This window comes from Terrabacter sp. 2YAF2 (genome assembly GCF_052114705.1).
Lineage (GTDB): Bacteria > Actinomycetota > Actinomycetes > Actinomycetales > Dermatophilaceae > Terrabacter.
The window spans coordinates 1-17,636 of record NZ_JBFRFG010000001.1 but is presented as its reverse complement, the minus strand read 5'-3'; the positions used below and the strand labels follow the sequence as shown (position 1 = coordinate 17,636).

The window sequence follows — 17,636 nt, the reverse complement described above, 5'->3', positions numbered from 1 at the left end:
CAGGTCTCACCGCGCCGGGTCAACGCGAAGGCCCACGGCTCCAGGGTGAGGCTCTGTCCCGGGATCGGGGGGCGTCACATCAGGGCTGTGCGCCCCGGTCGGGGAAGGACCCGGGAGGGTGGTGTCGGGCAGTTCGCTTCGCCATTCGGGGTAGCGGTGGCACGCCACGGACCGCCCGTCGGGCAGCGGCCGGAGCGCGGGACGTTGCCGACTGCAGATGTCGCGGGCGACGGGACAGCGCGAGACGAAGGGACAGCTGTCGTGGCCGACGTCAGCCTCCGCGGACGTGGCTGCCTGGGCCAGCTTGGCGTCGTGGACGATTTGGCGCTGCTGTTGCCGTGCGCGTTGGATCGTGGGGTCGGCGACGGGCGCGGAAAGCAGCAGCTCGTGCGTGTACGGGTGGGCTGGATGCGCGGTGACCAGGCGGGTGGGACCGACCTCCATGACCTGGCCCCGGTAGAGGACGGTGACGTCGTGGCAGACGTGCCGCACGACGGACATGTCGTGCGAGATGAACAGGTAGCTAACCCCGTGCTCGTCCTGCAGGTCGCTGAGCAGGTTCAGGATCTGCGCCTGCACGGACAGGTCCAGGGCGCTCACGGACTCGTCGCAGATGACGAGCCGGGGTGAAGTCATCAGGGCCCGGGCGATCGAGATGCGTTGACGCTGTCCTCCGGAGAACTGGCCGGGCAGCCGGTCGGCCGCATCGGGGCTCAGACCGACATCCTCGAGCATCTGCGCGGTGCGTGTCCGGATCTCAGTCTTGGACCGCACGCCCTGGGCGCGCATCGGTTCGGCCAGGCTCCGCCCGATGGTCCAGGACGGGTTCAGAGAGCTGTTCGGGTCCTGGAACACTGCCTGTAAGGTCCGGCCGAGGGACCGGCGTGGTGCTCCAGTCAGGATGGTGATGTCCTTGCCGTCGAGCTGGACGGTGCCGGACTGGACCGGGACCAGCCCGAGGACGGCGTTGGCGAGGGTCGACTTGCCGGAGCCCGACTCGCCGATGAGGCCCATGGTGCGGCCTTGGAGCACGGTGAGGCTGACATCGTCCAGGGCCCAGAACGTGTTCTCGGCGCGGCGGCGGCGGAACCCGACCCGAAGGTTGCCCACCTCCAGGACGGGCATGGTCGTGTCGTCGACGGCAGGGGTGTCGGTGGAGTCCATGGTGCTCATCGCGGCATCGCTCCTTCGCTGACAAGCTCTTCGATGCGGATGCAGCGGGTGTCCGACTGGCCCGATACGGCCAGGAGGGGGATGGGGCCCTGCGTGCACTGATCGCGGGCGAAGGCGCACCGGCTCGCGAACCGGCATCCGGTTGGCCAAGACCCGGGCGGTGGGACCCTGCCCGGCAGGGTCGGCAGGCGTGAGCTTTCGGCGGCCAGGCTCGGCTCGGCGGCGAGCAGCGCTGCCGTATACGGGAACCGGGGATGGGTGAAGAGGGTCTGCACGTCGGCCCGTTCGACGACCTCACCGGCGTACATGACAACCGCCCGGTCCGCGATACCGGCGATCACACCCCAGTCGTGGGTGATCAGCAGCACGGCCATCTGGGTGCTCTGCTGCAGGTCGCGCAGCAACCGCAGGATCTCGCCCTGCACGGTCACGTCCAAGGCGGTGGTGGGTTCGTCGGCCACCAGCAGCTGCGGCCGGCCGGCCAGTGCGATGGCGATGTTCACGCGTTGGGCCATGCCGCCGGAAATCTCATGCGGGTACATGCGCAGCACCCGCTCCGGATCCGGGATCTTCACCTGCTCGAGCAGCTCGATCGCCCGGGCCCGCCGCTGGGCTTTCGAGGTGTCCTCGTGGACGGCGATGACTTCCATCAGCTGACTGCCGATGGTGTGGCTCGGGTCCAGGCTCCCGAGCGCGTCTTGAGCGACGTACCCCATGCCCGAGCCGCGGACGGGGCGGTAGGCGGCCGACCCACCGGCAACCAGGTCAGTCCCGTGGAAGATCACCTGCCCCGCGGACGCGGACAGCCCCTCCGGCAGCAGACCCAGCACGGCCAAGGCGGTGACGCTCTTGCCACAGCCGGACTCTCCGACGACACCGACGACCTCACCGGGGTGGATGACGAAGGTGGCGTCGTCGACCAGCGTAATCGGCTGCGACCCGGCGGTAGTGACAGCCAGGTGCCGCACCTCGAGCAACGCATCGCTCCCCGCACCGAGACTTCCCTCGTCCGCGGGCGCCCGCGACGACCTCGTGTCCTGCGCCAGCGCCTCCCTGGACTCAGCCTGTGTGCCGGCCCGGGCCGCGGCAGCCCTGCGTGAGCGGCGGCTTGGCCGAGCGGAGTTAGCGGCTTCCCCGGAGGTGAGGTCCCTGATGGTGTCTCCGAGCAGCCCGAGGGCCAGGACGGTCACGGCCAGGATGACCCCCGGGGGGATCAACAGCCACGATGTCTCAGTGATGACCGTCGAGGCCTCGCCGATCATCCCGCCCCAAGTAGGGGCGTCGGAGCTGAGCAGACCTAGGAACGCGAGGGCGGCCTGCACGGCCAGGGTCACCCCGGCGAAGACGGTGGCCTGAGCCAGGATCGGGCCCAGAACGCGGCGCAGGACGTGGGTCGCCATGATGCGGGCGGGGCGGACCCCGGCCACCTTGGCAGCGGTGACGAACAGCTCCTCACGAACCGCGAGCGTGGCCCCGCGAACGACCCGCACGAGACCCGGTGCGGCCAAAACTGCGAGGGTGACCATCGCTGCCGGCGGGCTGGAGGAGAACACACCGAGCACCACCAGCACGAGGATGATCGGGGGAACGGCCAGCATCAGTTCGGTCACTCGCCCCACGATCGCGTCGAACCTGCCGCCGCGGTAGCCGGCGATGATCCCGACCGGGATGCCGAGGACGAGGAAGACGACGAGCGCGATGAGTGAGTTCTGCAGCGAGGGCATGATGCCGTACAGGAGCCGGCTCAGCACGTCCCGCCCAAGGGTGTCGGTGCCGAGAAGGTGGCTGCTCGAGGGCCCCTGAAGGACCTCTGCCAGGCTCTGCTGGTCCGGCGGGAACGGCGCGATGCTCGAGGCGAGCAGGCCCGCGAGGACCAACAGGGCGAGGTACGTCACCGCGGTGAACCCGCGTGGCTGGCGAAGCAGCGAACGCGCCCAGTGGGGTCGTGCCGTGGTCACGTGCGGCGTGTCGGACGTCTCGGACACTACGAGCGTTGCGATTGGCTCGCTGAGGACTGAGTTCTCGGTCATGTCAGACGCACCCTGGGGTTGAAGTAGCCGTACGCCAGGTCCACGGCGAGGTTCACCACGATGACGATGAGGGTGAAGTACACGACGACTCCTTGGATGAGGGGGAAGTCATGGGCAGCGGTGGCCTGCACGGCGGTGCTGCCCAGACCTGGGATGGCGAAGATGAACTCCACTGCGACCGTGCCGCTCAGGGCACCGACGAACACCAGCCCGACGACGGTGAGGATCGGGATCGCGGCGTTGCGCAGTGCGTGACGGAAGAGGATCGAACGGTCGGAGATGCCGGCCGCTCGCAGGGTCCGCACGAAGGGGCGATCCAGCGCCGTGGCGACGGCGTCGCGGGTCTGTTTGGCGATGATCGCGACGGCCGGAACCGCAAGGGTGATAACGGGCAGGACGAGGGAGCTGGCCCACCCGATCGGGTCTTCGAGCGGATCCACGTAGCCGTTCGGGGGGAACAGCTGCAGTTCGACGGCGAACACCACGACGAGGATGAGCCCGAGCCAGAAGTCCGGCACGGCCAACCCGATCACCGACACGGTGTCGACCAGTCGGCCGATGCGCCCACGGCGGGCGCCGCGCACACCGAGGGCGATCCCGACCACAGCGGCCAAGAGCGTGGCACCGATGATCAGCGAGAGGGAGGCACCGATCCTGGAGTTCAGCTCGTCGACCACCGGGGTGCGGCTGATCAGTGAAGTGCCGAGGTCGCCTTGCAGGGCGTTGGTCAGCCAGTGCCAGTACTGCTCCCACAGTGGAAGGTCCAGGCCGAGCTGGTGACGGGCCTCCTGCAGCTGTTCCTCTGTGGCGTTCTGCCCCAGCAACGAGCGGGCAGCATCACCGGGGAGGAGACCGACAGCGATGAAGGATACGGCGGCAGCGGCCAAGACGAGTGGCACGGACCACAGGAGCCGCCGTGCGACGAGTCTGAGCATCAGGTGATCTCCGTCCGGTCCGCGCTCAGCCGGCCGGCCTGATCTCGGTCAGCCATGGCACGCCCGAGTTGGCGGAGGTGGCGTCGAGGCCGGTGATGCCCTTGGTCGTGTAGTAGCTCAGCGGTGCCCCGACCACGGGGACCGACCAGGCCTGCTCGACCAGGCGGGCGTTGATCTGCTTCTGCAGCGCCGCGCCCTGCTCCTCGTCGGCTGCGTAGTACTGGGCGTACAGCTTGTCGAGCTCGGCGTCCTTGTAGTGGAAGGGGTTGAAGGGCCCGGCCGGGTTGATGAACCCGGCGTACAGGCTTGCCATGTTCGCCAGGCCGTAGCCCATGACCGCAGTGGGGAACTTGGTCGACAGCATCCCGATGACATAGTCATTGACGCCCGGCTTCGTCGTGATCTTCAGCGTCACCCCCGCGGCGGACAGCTGCCCGGAAATCGCCTGCATCAGCTTGTCCAAGCCGGCCACCGTCGTGTCGATCGACTCGAGCGTGATCCCGTTCGGATACCCGGCCTCGGCGAGAAGCTGCTTGGCCTTGGCCACGTCGTAGGGGTAGCGCTCGTTCAGCGCCTTGTCGTAGGCGGCTTGCCCAGTGAGCGAGTACTGGCTCAACGCGAGAGCCTCGTCGCCGTAGAGCGCCTTCGCGATGGCCTTACGGTCTACGGCGTAGTTCAGCGCCTGCCGGACCCGGACATCGCCCAGCGGCTTGCTGATGGTGCCATTGCGATCGAGCAGGTTGAGCCCCGACATGGCCTGCGGAGGAGCGATGACGTTAAGGCCGGCGCTCTTGGCCGCGGATAGCGTGGTGGGGTCACCGAGCGCGGCCTGGACCTGACCGGAGCGCATCGACTGGATCATCGACGACGGGTTGGCGATGACCCGCACCGTCACCTTCTTCCAGTGCTGCCGGTCCTTGTTCCAGTAGTTCGGGTTGGGCACGAACGTGTAGTGGTCGCCGCTGACGGTCTGGGCCGGGTCGAGCATGTACGGGCCGGCCCCGTCCGTGCTCTTGTCCAGCGTGCTGGGGTTGGCCACCGCTTTGGGGCTGGCGATGTTGCCGACCCCGAACGCCTGGGCGAAGTTGAACGTCAGGCTCGGGTCGCTGCTCTTGAGGGTGATACGAACGGTCATCGCACCGGTGGCGTCGATGGTGCTGACGTTGGCGAGTAGCGGGGCCAGCGACCCGGTCTTCTGTGCCCGCAGGTAGTCAAGGTAGGTCTTGACGGCCTTCGCGTCCAAAGTTTCCCCATCGCTGAACTTCACCCCGTTTCGCAGCGTCATCTCGTAGACCTTGTTGTTGCTGCCTGCGACGTAGCCGAACTTGACGGCGAGCCCCGGTCCGAAGGTGCCGTCCGGCTGCATCACGACCAGCGGGTCGTAGGCCCACTGGTAGGTCGCGCCGTAGGCCGGGTCGCCCACGGCGGGGTTCAACGAGGGCGGGCCGGCTGGGGCGCCGAACGTGAGCTCACTCCCGGCAGCGGTGCTACTTGTTGGGTTCGTCCCGGCACGGGAGCACGCCGACAGGGCCACCACCGGCAGGACGGCAACGACGACAGCGGCGCGCGTCAAGGTGCGGCGGCGGCTGCGTCGGAAGGCAGGGTTCGAGAACATCTGAAGACTCCGTTGGCTCAGTGCTAACTGCGTTTAGCGACTCCTACGAGGCTAGGGGCGCCAGTCAGAGACTGTCAAGGGCTAACGCGATATAGCCAAGCCGCTAACAGCAAATAGCGTCGGATCCGACGTTCGACTAGGGTGGGCATCGCCGCCACACCGGAGCGAGAGGACGAGCTACGTGACCGGACAAAACCGCCCGACCGATGCCGCTCCCGATGCGCGCGACCACTTGCACGGGGACCGCATGGGCGATGCCTTGTCAGACGCCGCGACTGATCCCGTGGAAAAGGCGGCCACGCCCGGGACGTCGAAGAAGAGGTCAGCCAGACCCAGCCGTGCGCGGTCCGGCGCGGGAGCCCGTCGGGTCACCTTGGCCCAGGTGGCGGAGGTCGCGGGCGTTTCTCGTTCCGCGGCCTCGTTCGTCCTGACTGGGCGCACCGATCAGCGCATCTCCGACGAGACGCAGGCGCGGGTGCGCTCGGCCGCCGCCGCCCTCGGTTACCGCCCAGACGTGACTTCCCAGATCCTGCGCACCGGGCAGTCTGGCACCATCGCGCTGGTGTCCGAGTTCGTGGCCAGCACCCCCTACGCCAACCGCATCATCGGCGCAGCCCTCGATCAGGCCCGCAAGCACGACACCGTGATGTTCATCGCCGAGACTCTCGGCGAGAAGGACACCGAGGAGCGCCTGCTGCAGAACCTCGTGGACCGCCGGGTCGATGGATTCATCTACGCCTCCATGTTCACCCAGGCCGTGACCATCCCCGACGTGCTCCGCGGGATCCCGTTGGTGCTGCTCAACTGCTGCGCACCCGACGATCGTGTCCCGATGGTCATCCCGGACGAAGTCGAGGCCGGTCGGGCAGCGGCCCAAACGCTGTTGCAACATGGCCACCGCGAAGGCATCCATTACATCGGCGGCCCAACACTGGACTTCCGCGGCGGCCCCGAATGGGGTGGACGCGTGGGCACCGCCGTGCATGACCGGCTCGCCGGGGTAAAACAAGAACTGGCCCACGCCGGACAGGCTCTGGCCGGCATCAGCGAGACCGACAACTGGGAACCGCAAAACGGACGCGAGGCAGTCGCCACGATCCTCGCCCAAGGTCGGGCTCCCACAGCCCTCATCTGCGCCAACGACCGCCTCGCCTTCGGCGCTTACCAGGCCCTCGCCGCCGCAGGACTGCGCATCCCAGAGGATGTGTCGCTCGTGTCGTTCGACCACTCAGACCTTGCCGGCTGGCTCCAGCCATCACTCAGCTCCATCGCCCTACCCCACGAGGAGATGGGCGCTTTAGCCGTCGACCTGCTGATGTCCGAGAAGCCGCGCACAGGCAAACACGCCATCCGCATGACCCTTCACCAGGGCAACTCCATCAGCGCGCCTCACCCATCCTGAGGCACTGACCGCGCAAGGGACGTCCCGATACGACTTCCTCGGCAGGACCGCGCCCAACGCGGCAGTTCCGGACGTTCGTCGCCGAGCCGCTTCAGGTGGGATCGACGTCGAACTGAGTCAGGCGGGGGCTCGTCACCCAATCTTGAACTGACCGATGACGGTGACGCCGTCCAGCTCGTAGACAGGGATCGAGCGGGGGGCCTCGGACCTCGTCGCCCGACTCCACGCGGCGGCTTCCTCCGGCGACGAGAAAGCCGGCTGGTCATTGATGTTCGCCCCGTAGACGTAGCCGAGCTTCCCGTTCGTTGCGTAGGCGCGCACCAGATCTGGACCCTGAGCGGGGTTGGGTGCATCAATATCGGCACCGTAGGTCTGACCCCGATCGTTGACGGGGTAGGCGGGAGTGGGCAGCTCCCAGGCCTCTGGAACGCGTCGTGAGCCCGGTTCCGCTTCAAAATCCACGATGGCACCTCCCTTGGCGCCGGCGCTGATCGCCTCGGCAATGAACGAGCCTAGATCCTCGGGCGCTGTGGGACTCCGATCAGTTACGGCTGACTTTTGGCTTCACAAGAAATGCGTGACGAAGGCGCTGAGGACACCGTCGCCTCATGTACTCAGCGCGGCCTGTGAGTGCGGTCTTCAGTCCACAGATTCGACGTGGAGGTGCCCAACTTCCCGACTTGGCTGACGCGGCGGGGTCCAGCCGCGGTCGACAACGAGTGGGCCAGGCGTCGACGAGTGCGCGAGGTCAGGACAGCAGGATTTTCCTGACTTGCGGTTCTGCAGCGTGCGCGCCGGCACCGATGAAGGCCTGTTGAACGATCTCGTTCAATCGGTCCTTGGCCATCAGGTCATTGCCCATGACCTCGTGCTCGGCCGGTCCCGGACGAAAGACCACGACGTCGGTCCCCGTCCGGCGAAGGGCGTTGACCTCCCGGCGCGCGAGGCGGCCGGAGTGCCACCTGGAAGCACCGTAGAGGTCCCATGGCAGACCCGAAGGCCCTGACATGGGAGAGACCACCACCACGAGGTCGAGCTGGAGCTCGCGCAGGATGGCGGCGTTGGTGGGGGAATGCGAACCGCCGTCGATGTAGCTGTGCCTGCCGATGGTTACCGGCGCGAAATACCCGGGGAGGGCGCACGAGGCGGCGATGGCCAGGTGCAGCGGTGCGTCGGGGCTGCCGGGTCGGCCGAACACGACCCGTCTGGCGTCCTCCCGGCGAACGGTGCACACCCACAGTGGCTGCTCCGGCCACGACTGACCCTCCACCTCCCGAAGCACCCTCAGCTGCTCAACGATGTCGTGGTCCCCGGGGGCGAGGAGAGCGAGGGCGGCGACCCGAGGGCGAAAGCGCGTCGGGCGGACGGCGGCATGCAGCAGCATCTCCCAACCGGGCAGGTTCGGACGGCGGCGAAGGACCTCCAGCGGGCGGAAGGGCGGGAACTCCGGCACGTCGGTCCCCGCGATCTGGTGCAGCACCCGGCCTTCGGCGGACAGGGGGGCGCGAACCGTCCACGCGGCCAGCTCCGTAGCCGGGATGCCGACTCGCAGCAGCATGCCGGTGATGGACCCGGCCGATGTCCCGACGATCACGTCGGCCTTCCGGGGGTCCCAGCCGATGTCGTGCTCCAGCATGGCCAAGACGCCTGCGTGGTACGCCTGCCCAACGACGCCCCCGGCGCCAAGGACGAGCCCGATGCCACCCATGCCCCCAATCTTGACCCGTATGCCGACTGAGAACAGGGGGTTCGGACCGGTCCCCACCTCCCGCGGCCAACCGCAGTTCGGACCGCCCCGACGTCCTTGGTGACTCCGCCTCCAGGGACGGTTCCACAATCGGCGGTAGGCGCGCGCTCGCCGCTGGACCGTGAGGAAGCCGCCGCCAAGTGGAACGAACTCGGCCTCAGGGATCAGGACTTCTGAGACGGCGCGAACCGGAAGCTAACCCTCTCCGCGGCATGTGCGAGCGTTCGCGAGAGCCGAGCACCGAGCATCGGGCGCTGGAGTACCGCGTGGGAGCGAAGGACCGGTCAGCGCGCATCGACTCACTCGGCGTGCCGGCCAGGATACGGAGGAGGGTCCGTAAGGCCGATCTGTAGTGACTGTGCCAAGCCGTGCGGCGCATGGGAGGTGCGGCCATCATTGGGGAGGACCGCAAGATGGAAGCGCAGACATGGTGGACACTGCGCTCATCGGACGGCGGAGTAGACCATCAGCGAATGTCTGGGCCGCCAGAACTGAACATCGCCACCAGCGACAGGAGCATTGAGTGAGCGGATTTTCGGTTTTCGGTAAGGAACCTGCTTTGGCAACGCCTGAGCAGATATCGGCTACGGAGGACGTCATTGGGACCCGTCTTCCCGAGTCGCTGAAAGCGATGCTTCAGGGCCGGCGGAACGGTGTAAGGGTGCGGTCCAACCAACTGGAACAGCACCCCTCTGTAGGTGTCGACCGCTTCCTGACTGCGGACCCGACAGGTCCGGCGAGTATCGCTGAGCGGTGGAAGGAACTTCGCGACAGCGTGCCCGCCTGGTTTATCCCGATTGCGGACTGCGCCGGGGGAATCTGCTTGGAATGGATTCACGCGGGCGGATCTTCTTCTGGGATCATGAAAGGTCCTACACCCCCGATGAGGTCTCACTTGTTGCCGACGATCTCGCGGACCTTGAGCGGCAGGCCACGCCCATAGTCGTTACCAGAGGTAACAACCGTTCTCAGGTCTGGGTGAATCCTGCCTATGTGGAAGCATTGAAGCGCTGGCAGCAGGAAGGCTGAAGAAAGCACCTACCGCAGCTCGCCCTCAACGCGGCTCGTGTAGCCGGGGCGCCCAACGGCGTCCAAGACGGTGCTCTGGCCGGCGCCGGACATCCCGGTCAGCAGCACTCGTGCCATGCCGGAGCCCTAGCGTGGGGACGCGGACATCGAGACGGTTGTGTCGCGCCGACAGCGGCATGAGCGGTAAACCCGGTGCTCGGTTAGTGAGCCGCTGAGGGTTCGGGCGGCCCGCATGTGCCACCCGAGGAACTAACCATCCGCGAACCATGGAGATGGTGAGTGGGCCGCTCGGGCTGCGAGCCATGCTCAGGCGCCGGTTCGGGCTCAGGCTGCGGGCAGGTTCTGGTGGCGGGTCGGTGCCTGGGTGGATGCGGACTCGTTCGCCGGTACCGGTGTCGGCTCGGGCGTTGGCTCCGCCTCTGACTCGGAGCCTGGCTCGGGCGCCGGGAAACACCCCGCGCCAGGCGTCCTCCGGTCCTCGCACCCGCTTGGCCGCCTCGCTGCAGCGAACAAGCAGCCCGGCTCCCAGAGGGGAGCGGGGGCCCTGAAGCGCCGGGATGTGCACCCGCCAGCAACGCTAAGAGCCGAGCCGGACGTGGCTCGAGGGGGCTCTTTGTTGACCCGCGGCTTGTTGCGGGACGGTCCTACCGCGGCGCTCCCGAGGCTGCAGCGGCGGCAGCCGCGGCCCATCCGGTCGCGCTGACCAAGGTGACCACGGCGACCTGCCGGACCAGGCGAGAGCGTCTCGTGCGGCGGCTACCCGTTGCGTGCTCGTGGGCCTGAGCCATCTCGCTGGCGGCGAGGAAACGCAGCTCAGTGTGGCTGAGCCACTTGCGGATGTCCGGGGTGGCCCAGCGCAGCGTCGCAGCCAGGAGCGTTCCTTTGAGCAGGTGACTGGGGTCCTGCCCGTCGTCGCGCCAGTCCGCGGCCCGGTTGACGAGCCGGACCCCGGCGCGGGTCGCGTCCGGGTCCGTGTTGCCGGCCGTAGGTGCCGGTTCGCGGTGGAGCCCGAGCGGTCGCGTCAGGGTGAGACCACCGTCGTCGGCGGTGAGAAGCCCGGCTGCGGCGAGCGACGACACGGTCGGGCTGTGACGAGACAGGGCCGCGGGGAGGTCCTCCCAGCGCAGCGAGGGGCCTGCGCCACCCCCGGAACCTTCGGTGGCTGCGGCTCGCTCGAGTCGGCCCAGTCGCTCCAGCAGCCTCAGTCGCAGGAGGAGGCGCCGGGCGGCCTCGCGCGTGCTCTGGTCGAGGTTGGCTGTTGCGGGATCCGCTACCCGCGCACTGGTTTCGCTGGCCTGGGCGGCTTCGCGGGCGCGGGCGCGGCGGGAATGGTGGGCGCGGCGCAGCGCCTCCAGCCAGAACGTGACGGCATGTTCCTCGCAGACGCCGCACGCCTCAAGCAGGGCCGTGAGCACCTCGGGTCGGTTCGCGGGAGGCAGATGCCGCCCGGCGAAGTACCCGCCGGCGGACGCCGACGGCAGGCCGGCCTTGGCGGCCGCTTCCCGGACACTGAGGCCCGCTCGTTCGCGGACCCCCGTCAGCAGCTGCGCGAACTCCTCCGCAGTGCTCACCCGTGTCGGGCACAGCGGATCCCGCTGCCCGACGGCATGACTCAAGGCACCCCCAGTGCCGTCCCCCGACATGGTCTGCACCGTAGCCGACACCGCGGACACGGTGGGCAGCAACGCCGCGGCCACTTGCCGAGACCGCAGCGACACCTGCCCGCATTGCGAACTTCGTGGCGTTTGATACGGATTCGCGCTGGGCCAGCCGGAGCGCCCGTCACCGCCGAGTGCCCGGCAAGAGGGCAGCGGAGCGTCGCCGGGATCGTGGGTGTTTGCCCCGAAATGCCCGTACGACCTTGTACGACATCGGACGAAAGCGGCTGATCTTCCCGAGATGACCTGACAAAACAGGGCTTGTTCCTGGCACACGTCGGGGCCGGTGCCTGAACGATCGGGCATCGAGGGGGGTGCCCGACGTCCGCGGCGGGGGCCACACATCAAGGAGAGTAATGAACACTCGCAAGATCGCCGTTGTCGCCGCTGTCGCTGCGGCGGGCTTTGGCCTGATCGGTGCCGGTGCCGGCGCCACGTTCACCGACGCCGTCACGACCACGCAGCAGGTCACCGCCGGCTCGATCGACATGCAGCTGACCTCGGACGCCTCCGGCGTGACGATCAGCACGGACAAGAAGACGGCCTCGTTCGCCGACCTCGGCCCAACCCAGTCGACGTTCTCCTCCGGGGTGGTCCCGACGACGATCACGAACCACGGCAACGCCACCGCGAACGCGATCGTCCTGTCGGCCGGCGACGTCCACGCTGACAACGCTGCCAGCAACGCCCTGGCGAGCGAGATCTGCGTCAAGATCATCTCGCCGGTCGGTAAGGGCGTCGCCTACGACGGCAAGCTGTCTGGCCTGCAGGCCCACCCGATCCAGCTCCAGGGCCCGGTCGTCTCCGGCGGCACCGACTCGTTCTCGACCGAGTTCTACGCTGGCAGCGGCCAGTGCGCGTCCCTGACGAACGCTAGCGAGGGCGGCGTCGTCAACCCGTCGGTGACCGTCAGCTACGTCGGCTGATCACCCCTCGCGGGGGTAGGTCGCAGCACTCCGCGGCCTACCCACGCGTGAGCGGCACCTGCCGCTACACCCGCTCGCTGCCGCACACCCCACCTCGCCGCTCGACCCAGCCCCAGGACGGACCCCTGCATGACGCTCCAGCCCAGCGCCGCCATCCGCGCCGCGACCCGACGCCTCGTCAACACCGGCTTGGTCCTGCTGGTCCTCGCGTTCGTGCTCGCCGCGGTCGCGGTCTTCACCGGCGCGTACCAGGTGCGGCCAGTGCTGTCCGGCAGCATGGAGCCGACCCTGCACATCGGCGGCGTCGTCGTCACCCAGCGGATCCCGCTGGGCGCGGTCCAGCCGCGGGACATCCTGGTGGTCACCGACCCGTACGACCACACGCGTCTGGTCGTGCACCGGGTCACCGCGATCACCCGCACGCCCGCCGCGACGATGGTGAACACCAAGGGTGACCACAACGCCGTCCCCGACCCGTGGACCCTGAGGATGCACGGTGACAGCGCCTACCGCGTCATCGCGACCGTCCCGTACATCGGCTACGCGGCGATCTGGCTCCACCAGCCCGCCATCGGCGGCCACCTGGTCCCCATCGGGATCGGACTGCTCACCGTTGCTCTCGTCGTGCTCCTCTGGCCCTCGAAGACCGAGACCCCGACGAAGACCGAGCACAGTTCCGCAGACCCGGGCCCGGACGCGGTCACGCACCCAGCGGGCGACCCCGAGATGCCGACCAAGAGCTCCCGGCCGGGCCCGGCAGCGGACCGGAGCGCTGCCCCCGCCCGGGACCCTCTTGTCGGAGCCGGCTGACCCCGCGAGCACAACCCCCGGATTCCGGTACCCCGTCCGTACTTCCCTGATTGCCGGATCCGGCGTGGCCAACACGGTCCGCCCCAGAGAAGGCGCCACCCAGGCAACCCTGCGGCGGCCGCCCCAACACGGGCGAAGCGAACCCCAGCGCATGGCCTGTCCGACGTGTGCGACAGGCTCAAGCCGGGTCCACCCCGCCTGCTCCACGGCGTGGCCGCCGCGACGAACCTGCGCCTGTCCAAGTCGCACGTAAAGTGCGCCAAGGTCGCTGGACAGGTCATGGGCTCCCGCCACCCGCACGGCGACTCCGCGATCGACAACGGGCGGCTCTTTGCCGATTGGCGGTAGGGCTGCTTTGCCGCTCTACCTCGCGGCTCGAAGCGCCGACTCGCGGGAAGGGTTCGGAGGCATCGCGCATACGCATGGCGCCCGGGCCCTGGGCAGGCGTTGGTTGTTATCGACGCTAGCGATCGGCGGCATGTGCGAGCGTCGCGCGCCCCTGAGTGTTGGGCATCATGGGCCCTATGACCAAGGGATCACCGGGAGCAATCGTTGATGCGGTCGCGGCGTTCTTCGAGGTCCACGAGGTAGCCAGTCTGAAGCTGCCGTCCGGATGGTTTGGGCGTCCTCACGACAACTGGCATCAACTCACCGCTGTCTGGACCGACGGTCAGCGTGTGCGTATCCGTCTCGACCAGACTCAGGACCTCGAGTTGGATGCGTCGGGCGTTTCGGTCGACGGGCGCATTTTGCGGGTCGTGATCCGGGCTGGTTCATGGGAATGGACCGACTACGGCGGCTCGGAGAGGCATCACGAATCGCTCGATGAGGGACAGGTTGAGTTTCACGCCCCGCAGCACCGATGACCTGATTGCGTCATGTGTGGACGTCGCCAGGATGTAGGTTCTCGGCCGTGCGCGACATCAGGTGGTTGACCGATAGGGAGGACCCCCGCACCGTTCTTACGGTCTGCGTGGGGATTCTCGTCTTCCTCGCGGTCTTCGCAAGGCCGATGGTCGACAACGGGATGCCAGCACTGTGGGTCGTCCTAGTGCTAGCCGGAGCTGTGGTGCAACTCGTCTGGGCCGTCCTGCGGTATTGGCGCTGGAGAGCCGACCGGAAGCACGACTTGTCCTAGTCCTCGACACAGGACCGGGCACGCGCGGCCGGAGTACCGGCGGCGACGCCCCGTCCGCGGCATGTCAGGACGAGCTCAGAACTCGGCTCAGCGACCTAGAAATCGGCGCACCGAAACCAAGTTGTCGTGGATGTATCGGTCATCAGCCCGGCCATGGGCTTCTAGGGCTATGACGAAGTCGTCGAGAAATGGCTTCGAAGAGTCCCTTAGGTAGATGGGCCCAACTGCCTTGTTTCGTGCGTAGATGATCTCGAGTAAGGGCGGATCGATCCTGACCACCTGGATCGACAACGAATCAATGTCGGCGAGCCGCACGGTTCGTCGCTGTCTCCATCCCTCAACGACGAGGCTGTCCCCGCTCAGCCAGACCTGTTGCGGCGGGGCGAACCGGGCGCTCGCTCCTGCAGCGATCCCAGCCAACGCCACCACGAGCGCACTCGGAAGCCCGATAGCAGAAGCGATGACTGCGGTGACCAAGGCGGCCAGGAGCGCCTGAAAGATGGCTCGCCTACGGCTTCGGACGGCCAATCGCGCGGCATTCATTGCCATAGGGTGCCACTGGGCCGAGACCACGTCCTCTTCTCGGCACGATCGCTCGGAGCGCGGCATCTCCGTACGTCTACGGGCTCTTGGTCCGGTGGTCACTCAAGGGCGCATCGGGGATCCTGGCCGGGGGATGACATCGGTCATCCGCCGTTCGGTGGACACTACGGTGTCGTCGGTGAGCGATTCCGAGTCCATGGTGCAGGTGAGGTTCCACCTCGTGCCCGACGCCCAGGCCCGCACGTCCGTAGAGAGCGAAGGCCTGTGGGCCTCCGAGCTGAGTGACGGGACATTCCGCTTGGCGAACGTCCCCTGGTTCGTGACCGGCGTGGCATTCGACGACATCGTGGAAGCGGAGTCCGGCGCCGACGGGAGACTTTGGGTCACCCGGGTTCGTCATTGGTCCGGTCGCCACGTCGTACGAGTCTCGCTCAATATCCAGGGCGACCCCAACGTCGTTGTCGAACACGTTGGAACGGAGTTCACGAATCTGGGCGTCGACGTGGAGAGCATGGGGCCACCGAGTTGGATGCTTGCGCTTGACATCCCTGCGGAAGCCGATTTGGGGGCAATCAAGGGTCTGCTTCGTGCTGGCACCGAAGCCGGCCGGTGGACCTTCGAGGAAGCGTGCGTTGGCGCGCGGTGGGACGACCTGTAGTCCTTCGACTCGGTTGTACGGCCCTAGGGCCACGGAGAGCCACCGACAGTCCGGCCGCATGGCTGGACGTAGGCCCGACCTCACAATCGGCACGAGCTCGAAGAGCGGCATGACCGGAAGTCCCATGCCATGATGCGCATGACGAGATCCGGTCCGGCCGCGGTCTACCGACGAAACGGATGATCTCCAAACGGCGCGTTGAGGTGGAGCGGTTTCGTTTGACCTTCTGGCCTCGGCCAAGCGGCGTGTTTGCCGGGAATGCCCCATGAGCGAAGAGGTGCGGCGTAGCAGTGTTCACTAGGATAATCAGAGGTTTTCGACGGCTCCCGTTCCATTTTCAGATATCGAACGTTTTAGGTTTAGCTGCTGCCTTGGTTATGATAGTCGTCTCGCTTATCCACGGAGACTTCAAGTCATTTGGCGCGGCGACTGCTTGGCTCTTACTAGTGCTTGCCCTAGCATCCCTTGCGTCGCTGTTCTTTGGAGGCCAGCCAAAGGCGTGAAAGGGCGGCCCGTGCGCTCCATCGGGCCAGGCGACCGTTTCGGACCCGGCGCGGCGCGCGAGCTTGGAGGCATCGCGTGTGGATCACGAATGCTGACGCCACCAGCGGCATGACAGGAAGTCAGCGAGTCGTCGAGAGAAGTCCGAAAACGGTGTAGATCGCGTTCACGATCGCCATGGCTACCTGAGGCTTCGACAGGCCCGTTATCGCTCTCGCCGGGGCTTCGAGCTGCGTCTTCGTCACGTGTACCTCCTTGGCGGCGAGTACTGCTGCCCGGAATGCCTTTTGACGGCGGCGGCGGAAAGGACCGAACTCGGGCAGGTTGGGGGCAATGAGGGCGTAGACCGGAATATCTTGTCCGGCAGCTGCTAGCACTGGCACACCTGGCCCGACGCGCACGGCGTCAACGGCGCCAAGCGGGACCGCTGTAGTGAACGCCGACCCCCGGATGACCACGACGCCTTCTTGCCGTTTGAGCAAGGCTTCGGGGATCACCGCCACTTGGTAGATGAATGTGGCCATGACGAGCCAGTAGAGGGTGTATCCGGCTGCTTCGGCGGGTGGAAACGCGTCTGGAGCACCATTGCTCGCGTCAGTCATGCCGACTCCGGGTAGGACTCCGAAGAAGTCGAAGGCGAGCGGCAGGAGCCCAACGATGAGCCAGGCCAGCACCCCACCGAAACGCCCGCCCCAGTTGAGAAACCGGACGCCGACTGACTCAGGACTGGGGATGGGCTCGGTCACGCGAGAACGATGGCACGGAGCGACCGGCCACGCACGACCCGGCGCCTCTGCGCGTGCCGACCCGTTGTCTCAGCCGGCACCAGCGCTTGGCGGCATGAGAGTGCTTTGGTGCGCAAGACTGGAGGCATGTCTAACGTCAGCCCAGAAGCCATCATCGAGGAGATCATCGACGAGTTGGCCCTGGGCGATCTTGGGCAAGCCGTTGACGCCTTCCGTATGGAGCGCGTCGGACCAGGCACCGTGTTACTCGACTACGGCGAGGCTGGTCGGTTCCGTCTGCACGTGACCCGGCAGAGCGGCTGAAGGCGACGCTCGGCAGCACGGTTGCTCGGCGAGCCGCCTGATCGGTCGGTCAGCATACTCATCGCGGCATGAGCGCGCGTGCTCCTGCGAGCTCAAGCCTGGCGTCTGCTGCGGGTTGTAAAGTTCCGTCCACTCGAGCTTGCGACTCTTGTTCCCGTCGCTGGGCGTAGGTCAGAAGCGGCGATGCAGAGTTGTCGCGTCGGAGCGAATGATTCGGAAGGCGGTCGCGCTGGTGGGCCTCGTCAGCTTCAAGAACGCGTGGGGCTCCACGCCGTTCAGGTTTGGCTGGCTGTTCTTGGGCTGCCTCGTAGTTGGACTTATGACGGACTTGCTTGTCGGCTCCGCGCTCTTCGGCTTAAGCGTTCTCGCGTGGCTGCTGATCCTTGCGGCTCAGATCCTGCGCGGCAGGCGAGGACGGCTCG

Annotated in this window: 17 protein-coding genes; 8 read left to right on the top strand and 9 right to left on the bottom strand. The window is 67.2% G+C overall.

Features of this window, described 5'->3' with window-relative positions:
* Nucleotides 1-6: 6 nt before the first annotated feature.
* The 4 genes from AB4030_RS00085 to AB4030_RS00070 all read right to left on the bottom strand — a co-directional run bounded on the left by AB4030_RS00085 (nt 7) and on the right by AB4030_RS00070 (nt 5,561).
* Nucleotides 7-1,173 carry an oligopeptide/dipeptide ABC transporter ATP-binding protein gene (locus AB4030_RS00085; RefSeq protein ID WP_442277131.1) on the bottom strand — a complete coding sequence of 389 codons (1,167 nt, stop codon included), beginning with the start codon at nt 1,171-1,173 and terminating at the stop codon, nt 7-9.
* On the bottom strand, nt 1,170-2,924 hold the full coding sequence (locus AB4030_RS00080) for a dipeptide/oligopeptide/nickel ABC transporter permease/ATP-binding protein (protein WP_442277130.1): 1,755 nt from the start codon (nt 2,922-2,924) through the stop codon (nt 1,170-1,172). The genes AB4030_RS00085 and AB4030_RS00080 overlap by 4 nt, the downstream gene beginning before the upstream one ends.
* A gap of 275 nt (nt 2,925-3,199) precedes the next feature.
* Entirely contained in the window at nt 3,200-4,138 is a 939-nt protein-coding gene (locus AB4030_RS00075; protein ID WP_442277129.1) for an ABC transporter permease, read from the bottom strand.
* Between the two features lie 25 nt (nt 4,139-4,163).
* Nucleotides 4,164-5,561, bottom strand: coding sequence for an ABC transporter substrate-binding protein (locus AB4030_RS00070; RefSeq protein ID WP_256796290.1), 1,398 nt, complete (start codon nt 5,559-5,561; stop codon nt 4,164-4,166).
* Between the two features lie 373 nt (nt 5,562-5,934).
* On the opposite strand from AB4030_RS00070, the gene AB4030_RS00065 reads away from it, so the two are divergent.
* Nucleotides 5,935-7,155, top strand: a complete 1,221-nt coding sequence (locus AB4030_RS00065; RefSeq protein ID WP_442277128.1) for a LacI family DNA-binding transcriptional regulator — start codon at nt 5,935-5,937, stop codon at nt 7,153-7,155.
* A gap of 132 nt (nt 7,156-7,287) precedes the next feature.
* Here the strand turns inward: AB4030_RS00065 and AB4030_RS00060 are convergent, their stop codons facing one another.
* Together AB4030_RS00060 and AB4030_RS00055 are read right to left on the bottom strand one after the other, a co-directional pair.
* Entirely contained in the window at nt 7,288-7,617 is a 330-nt protein-coding gene (locus AB4030_RS00060) for a hypothetical protein (RefSeq protein ID WP_442277127.1), read from the bottom strand.
* A gap of 286 nt (nt 7,618-7,903) precedes the next feature.
* Nucleotides 7,904-8,863: a patatin-like phospholipase family protein gene (locus tag AB4030_RS00055; RefSeq protein ID WP_442277126.1), complete on the bottom strand. Its 960-nt coding sequence runs from the start codon at nt 8,861-8,863 to the stop codon at nt 7,904-7,906.
* Between the two features lie 562 nt (nt 8,864-9,425).
* Here AB4030_RS00055 and AB4030_RS00050 point away from each other — a divergent pair.
* Nucleotides 9,426-9,845: an SMI1/KNR4 family protein gene (locus AB4030_RS00050; protein WP_442277125.1), complete on the top strand. Its 420-nt coding sequence runs from the start codon at nt 9,426-9,428 to the stop codon at nt 9,843-9,845.
* Nucleotides 9,846-10,575: 730 nt separating this feature from the next.
* On the opposite strand, the gene AB4030_RS00045 is transcribed toward AB4030_RS00050, so the two are convergent.
* Entirely contained in the window at nt 10,576-11,502 is a 927-nt protein-coding gene (locus AB4030_RS00045) for a helix-turn-helix domain-containing protein (RefSeq protein WP_442277124.1), read from the bottom strand.
* 443 nt (nt 11,503-11,945) lie between these two features.
* Here AB4030_RS00045 and AB4030_RS00040 point away from each other — a divergent pair, with 443 nt between their 5' ends.
* The 4 genes from AB4030_RS00040 (at nt 11,946) to AB4030_RS00025 (ending at nt 14,191) form a co-directional block, all read left to right on the top strand.
* Nucleotides 11,946-12,515, top strand: coding sequence for a hypothetical protein (locus AB4030_RS00040; RefSeq protein WP_442277123.1), 570 nt, complete (start codon nt 11,946-11,948; stop codon nt 12,513-12,515).
* A 129-nt stretch (nt 12,516-12,644) separates the two neighbouring features.
* A complete protein-coding gene (locus AB4030_RS00035) occupies nt 12,645-13,325 on the top strand; it encodes a signal peptidase I (protein ID WP_442277122.1) in 681 nt (226 codons plus the stop codon).
* A gap of 165 nt (nt 13,326-13,490) precedes the next feature.
* On the top strand, nt 13,491-13,673 hold the full coding sequence (locus tag AB4030_RS00030; protein WP_442277121.1) for a DNA gyrase subunit A: 183 nt from the start codon (nt 13,491-13,493) through the stop codon (nt 13,671-13,673).
* 176 nt (nt 13,674-13,849) lie between these two features.
* Nucleotides 13,850-14,191 (top strand): hypothetical protein, encoded by a 342-nt coding sequence (locus tag AB4030_RS00025; protein WP_442277120.1) that lies wholly within the window; start codon nt 13,850-13,852, stop codon nt 14,189-14,191.
* Nucleotides 14,192-14,550: 359 nt separating this feature from the next.
* Here AB4030_RS00025 and AB4030_RS00020 read toward each other — a convergent pair whose 3' ends face one another.
* On the bottom strand, nt 14,551-15,006 hold the full coding sequence (locus tag AB4030_RS00020; protein ID WP_442277119.1) for a hypothetical protein: 456 nt from the start codon (nt 15,004-15,006) through the stop codon (nt 14,551-14,553).
* A 178-nt stretch (nt 15,007-15,184) separates the two neighbouring features.
* On the opposite strand from AB4030_RS00020, the gene AB4030_RS00015 reads away from it, so the two are divergent.
* A complete protein-coding gene (locus AB4030_RS00015; RefSeq protein ID WP_442277118.1) occupies nt 15,185-15,664 on the top strand; it encodes a DUF4265 domain-containing protein in 480 nt (159 codons plus the stop codon).
* 623 nt (nt 15,665-16,287) lie between these two features.
* On the opposite strand, the gene AB4030_RS00010 is transcribed toward AB4030_RS00015, so the two are convergent.
* Complete coding sequence (locus AB4030_RS00010; protein ID WP_442277117.1) at nt 16,288-16,911, bottom strand: hypothetical protein; 624 nt, start codon at nt 16,909-16,911, stop codon at nt 16,288-16,290.
* Nucleotides 16,912-17,037: 126 nt separating this feature from the next.
* Here AB4030_RS00010 and AB4030_RS00005 point away from each other — a divergent pair, with 126 nt between their 5' ends.
* Nucleotides 17,038-17,214, top strand: coding sequence for a hypothetical protein (locus tag AB4030_RS00005; RefSeq protein ID WP_442277116.1), 177 nt, complete (start codon nt 17,038-17,040; stop codon nt 17,212-17,214).
* Nucleotides 17,215-17,636: the final 422 nt, after the last annotated feature.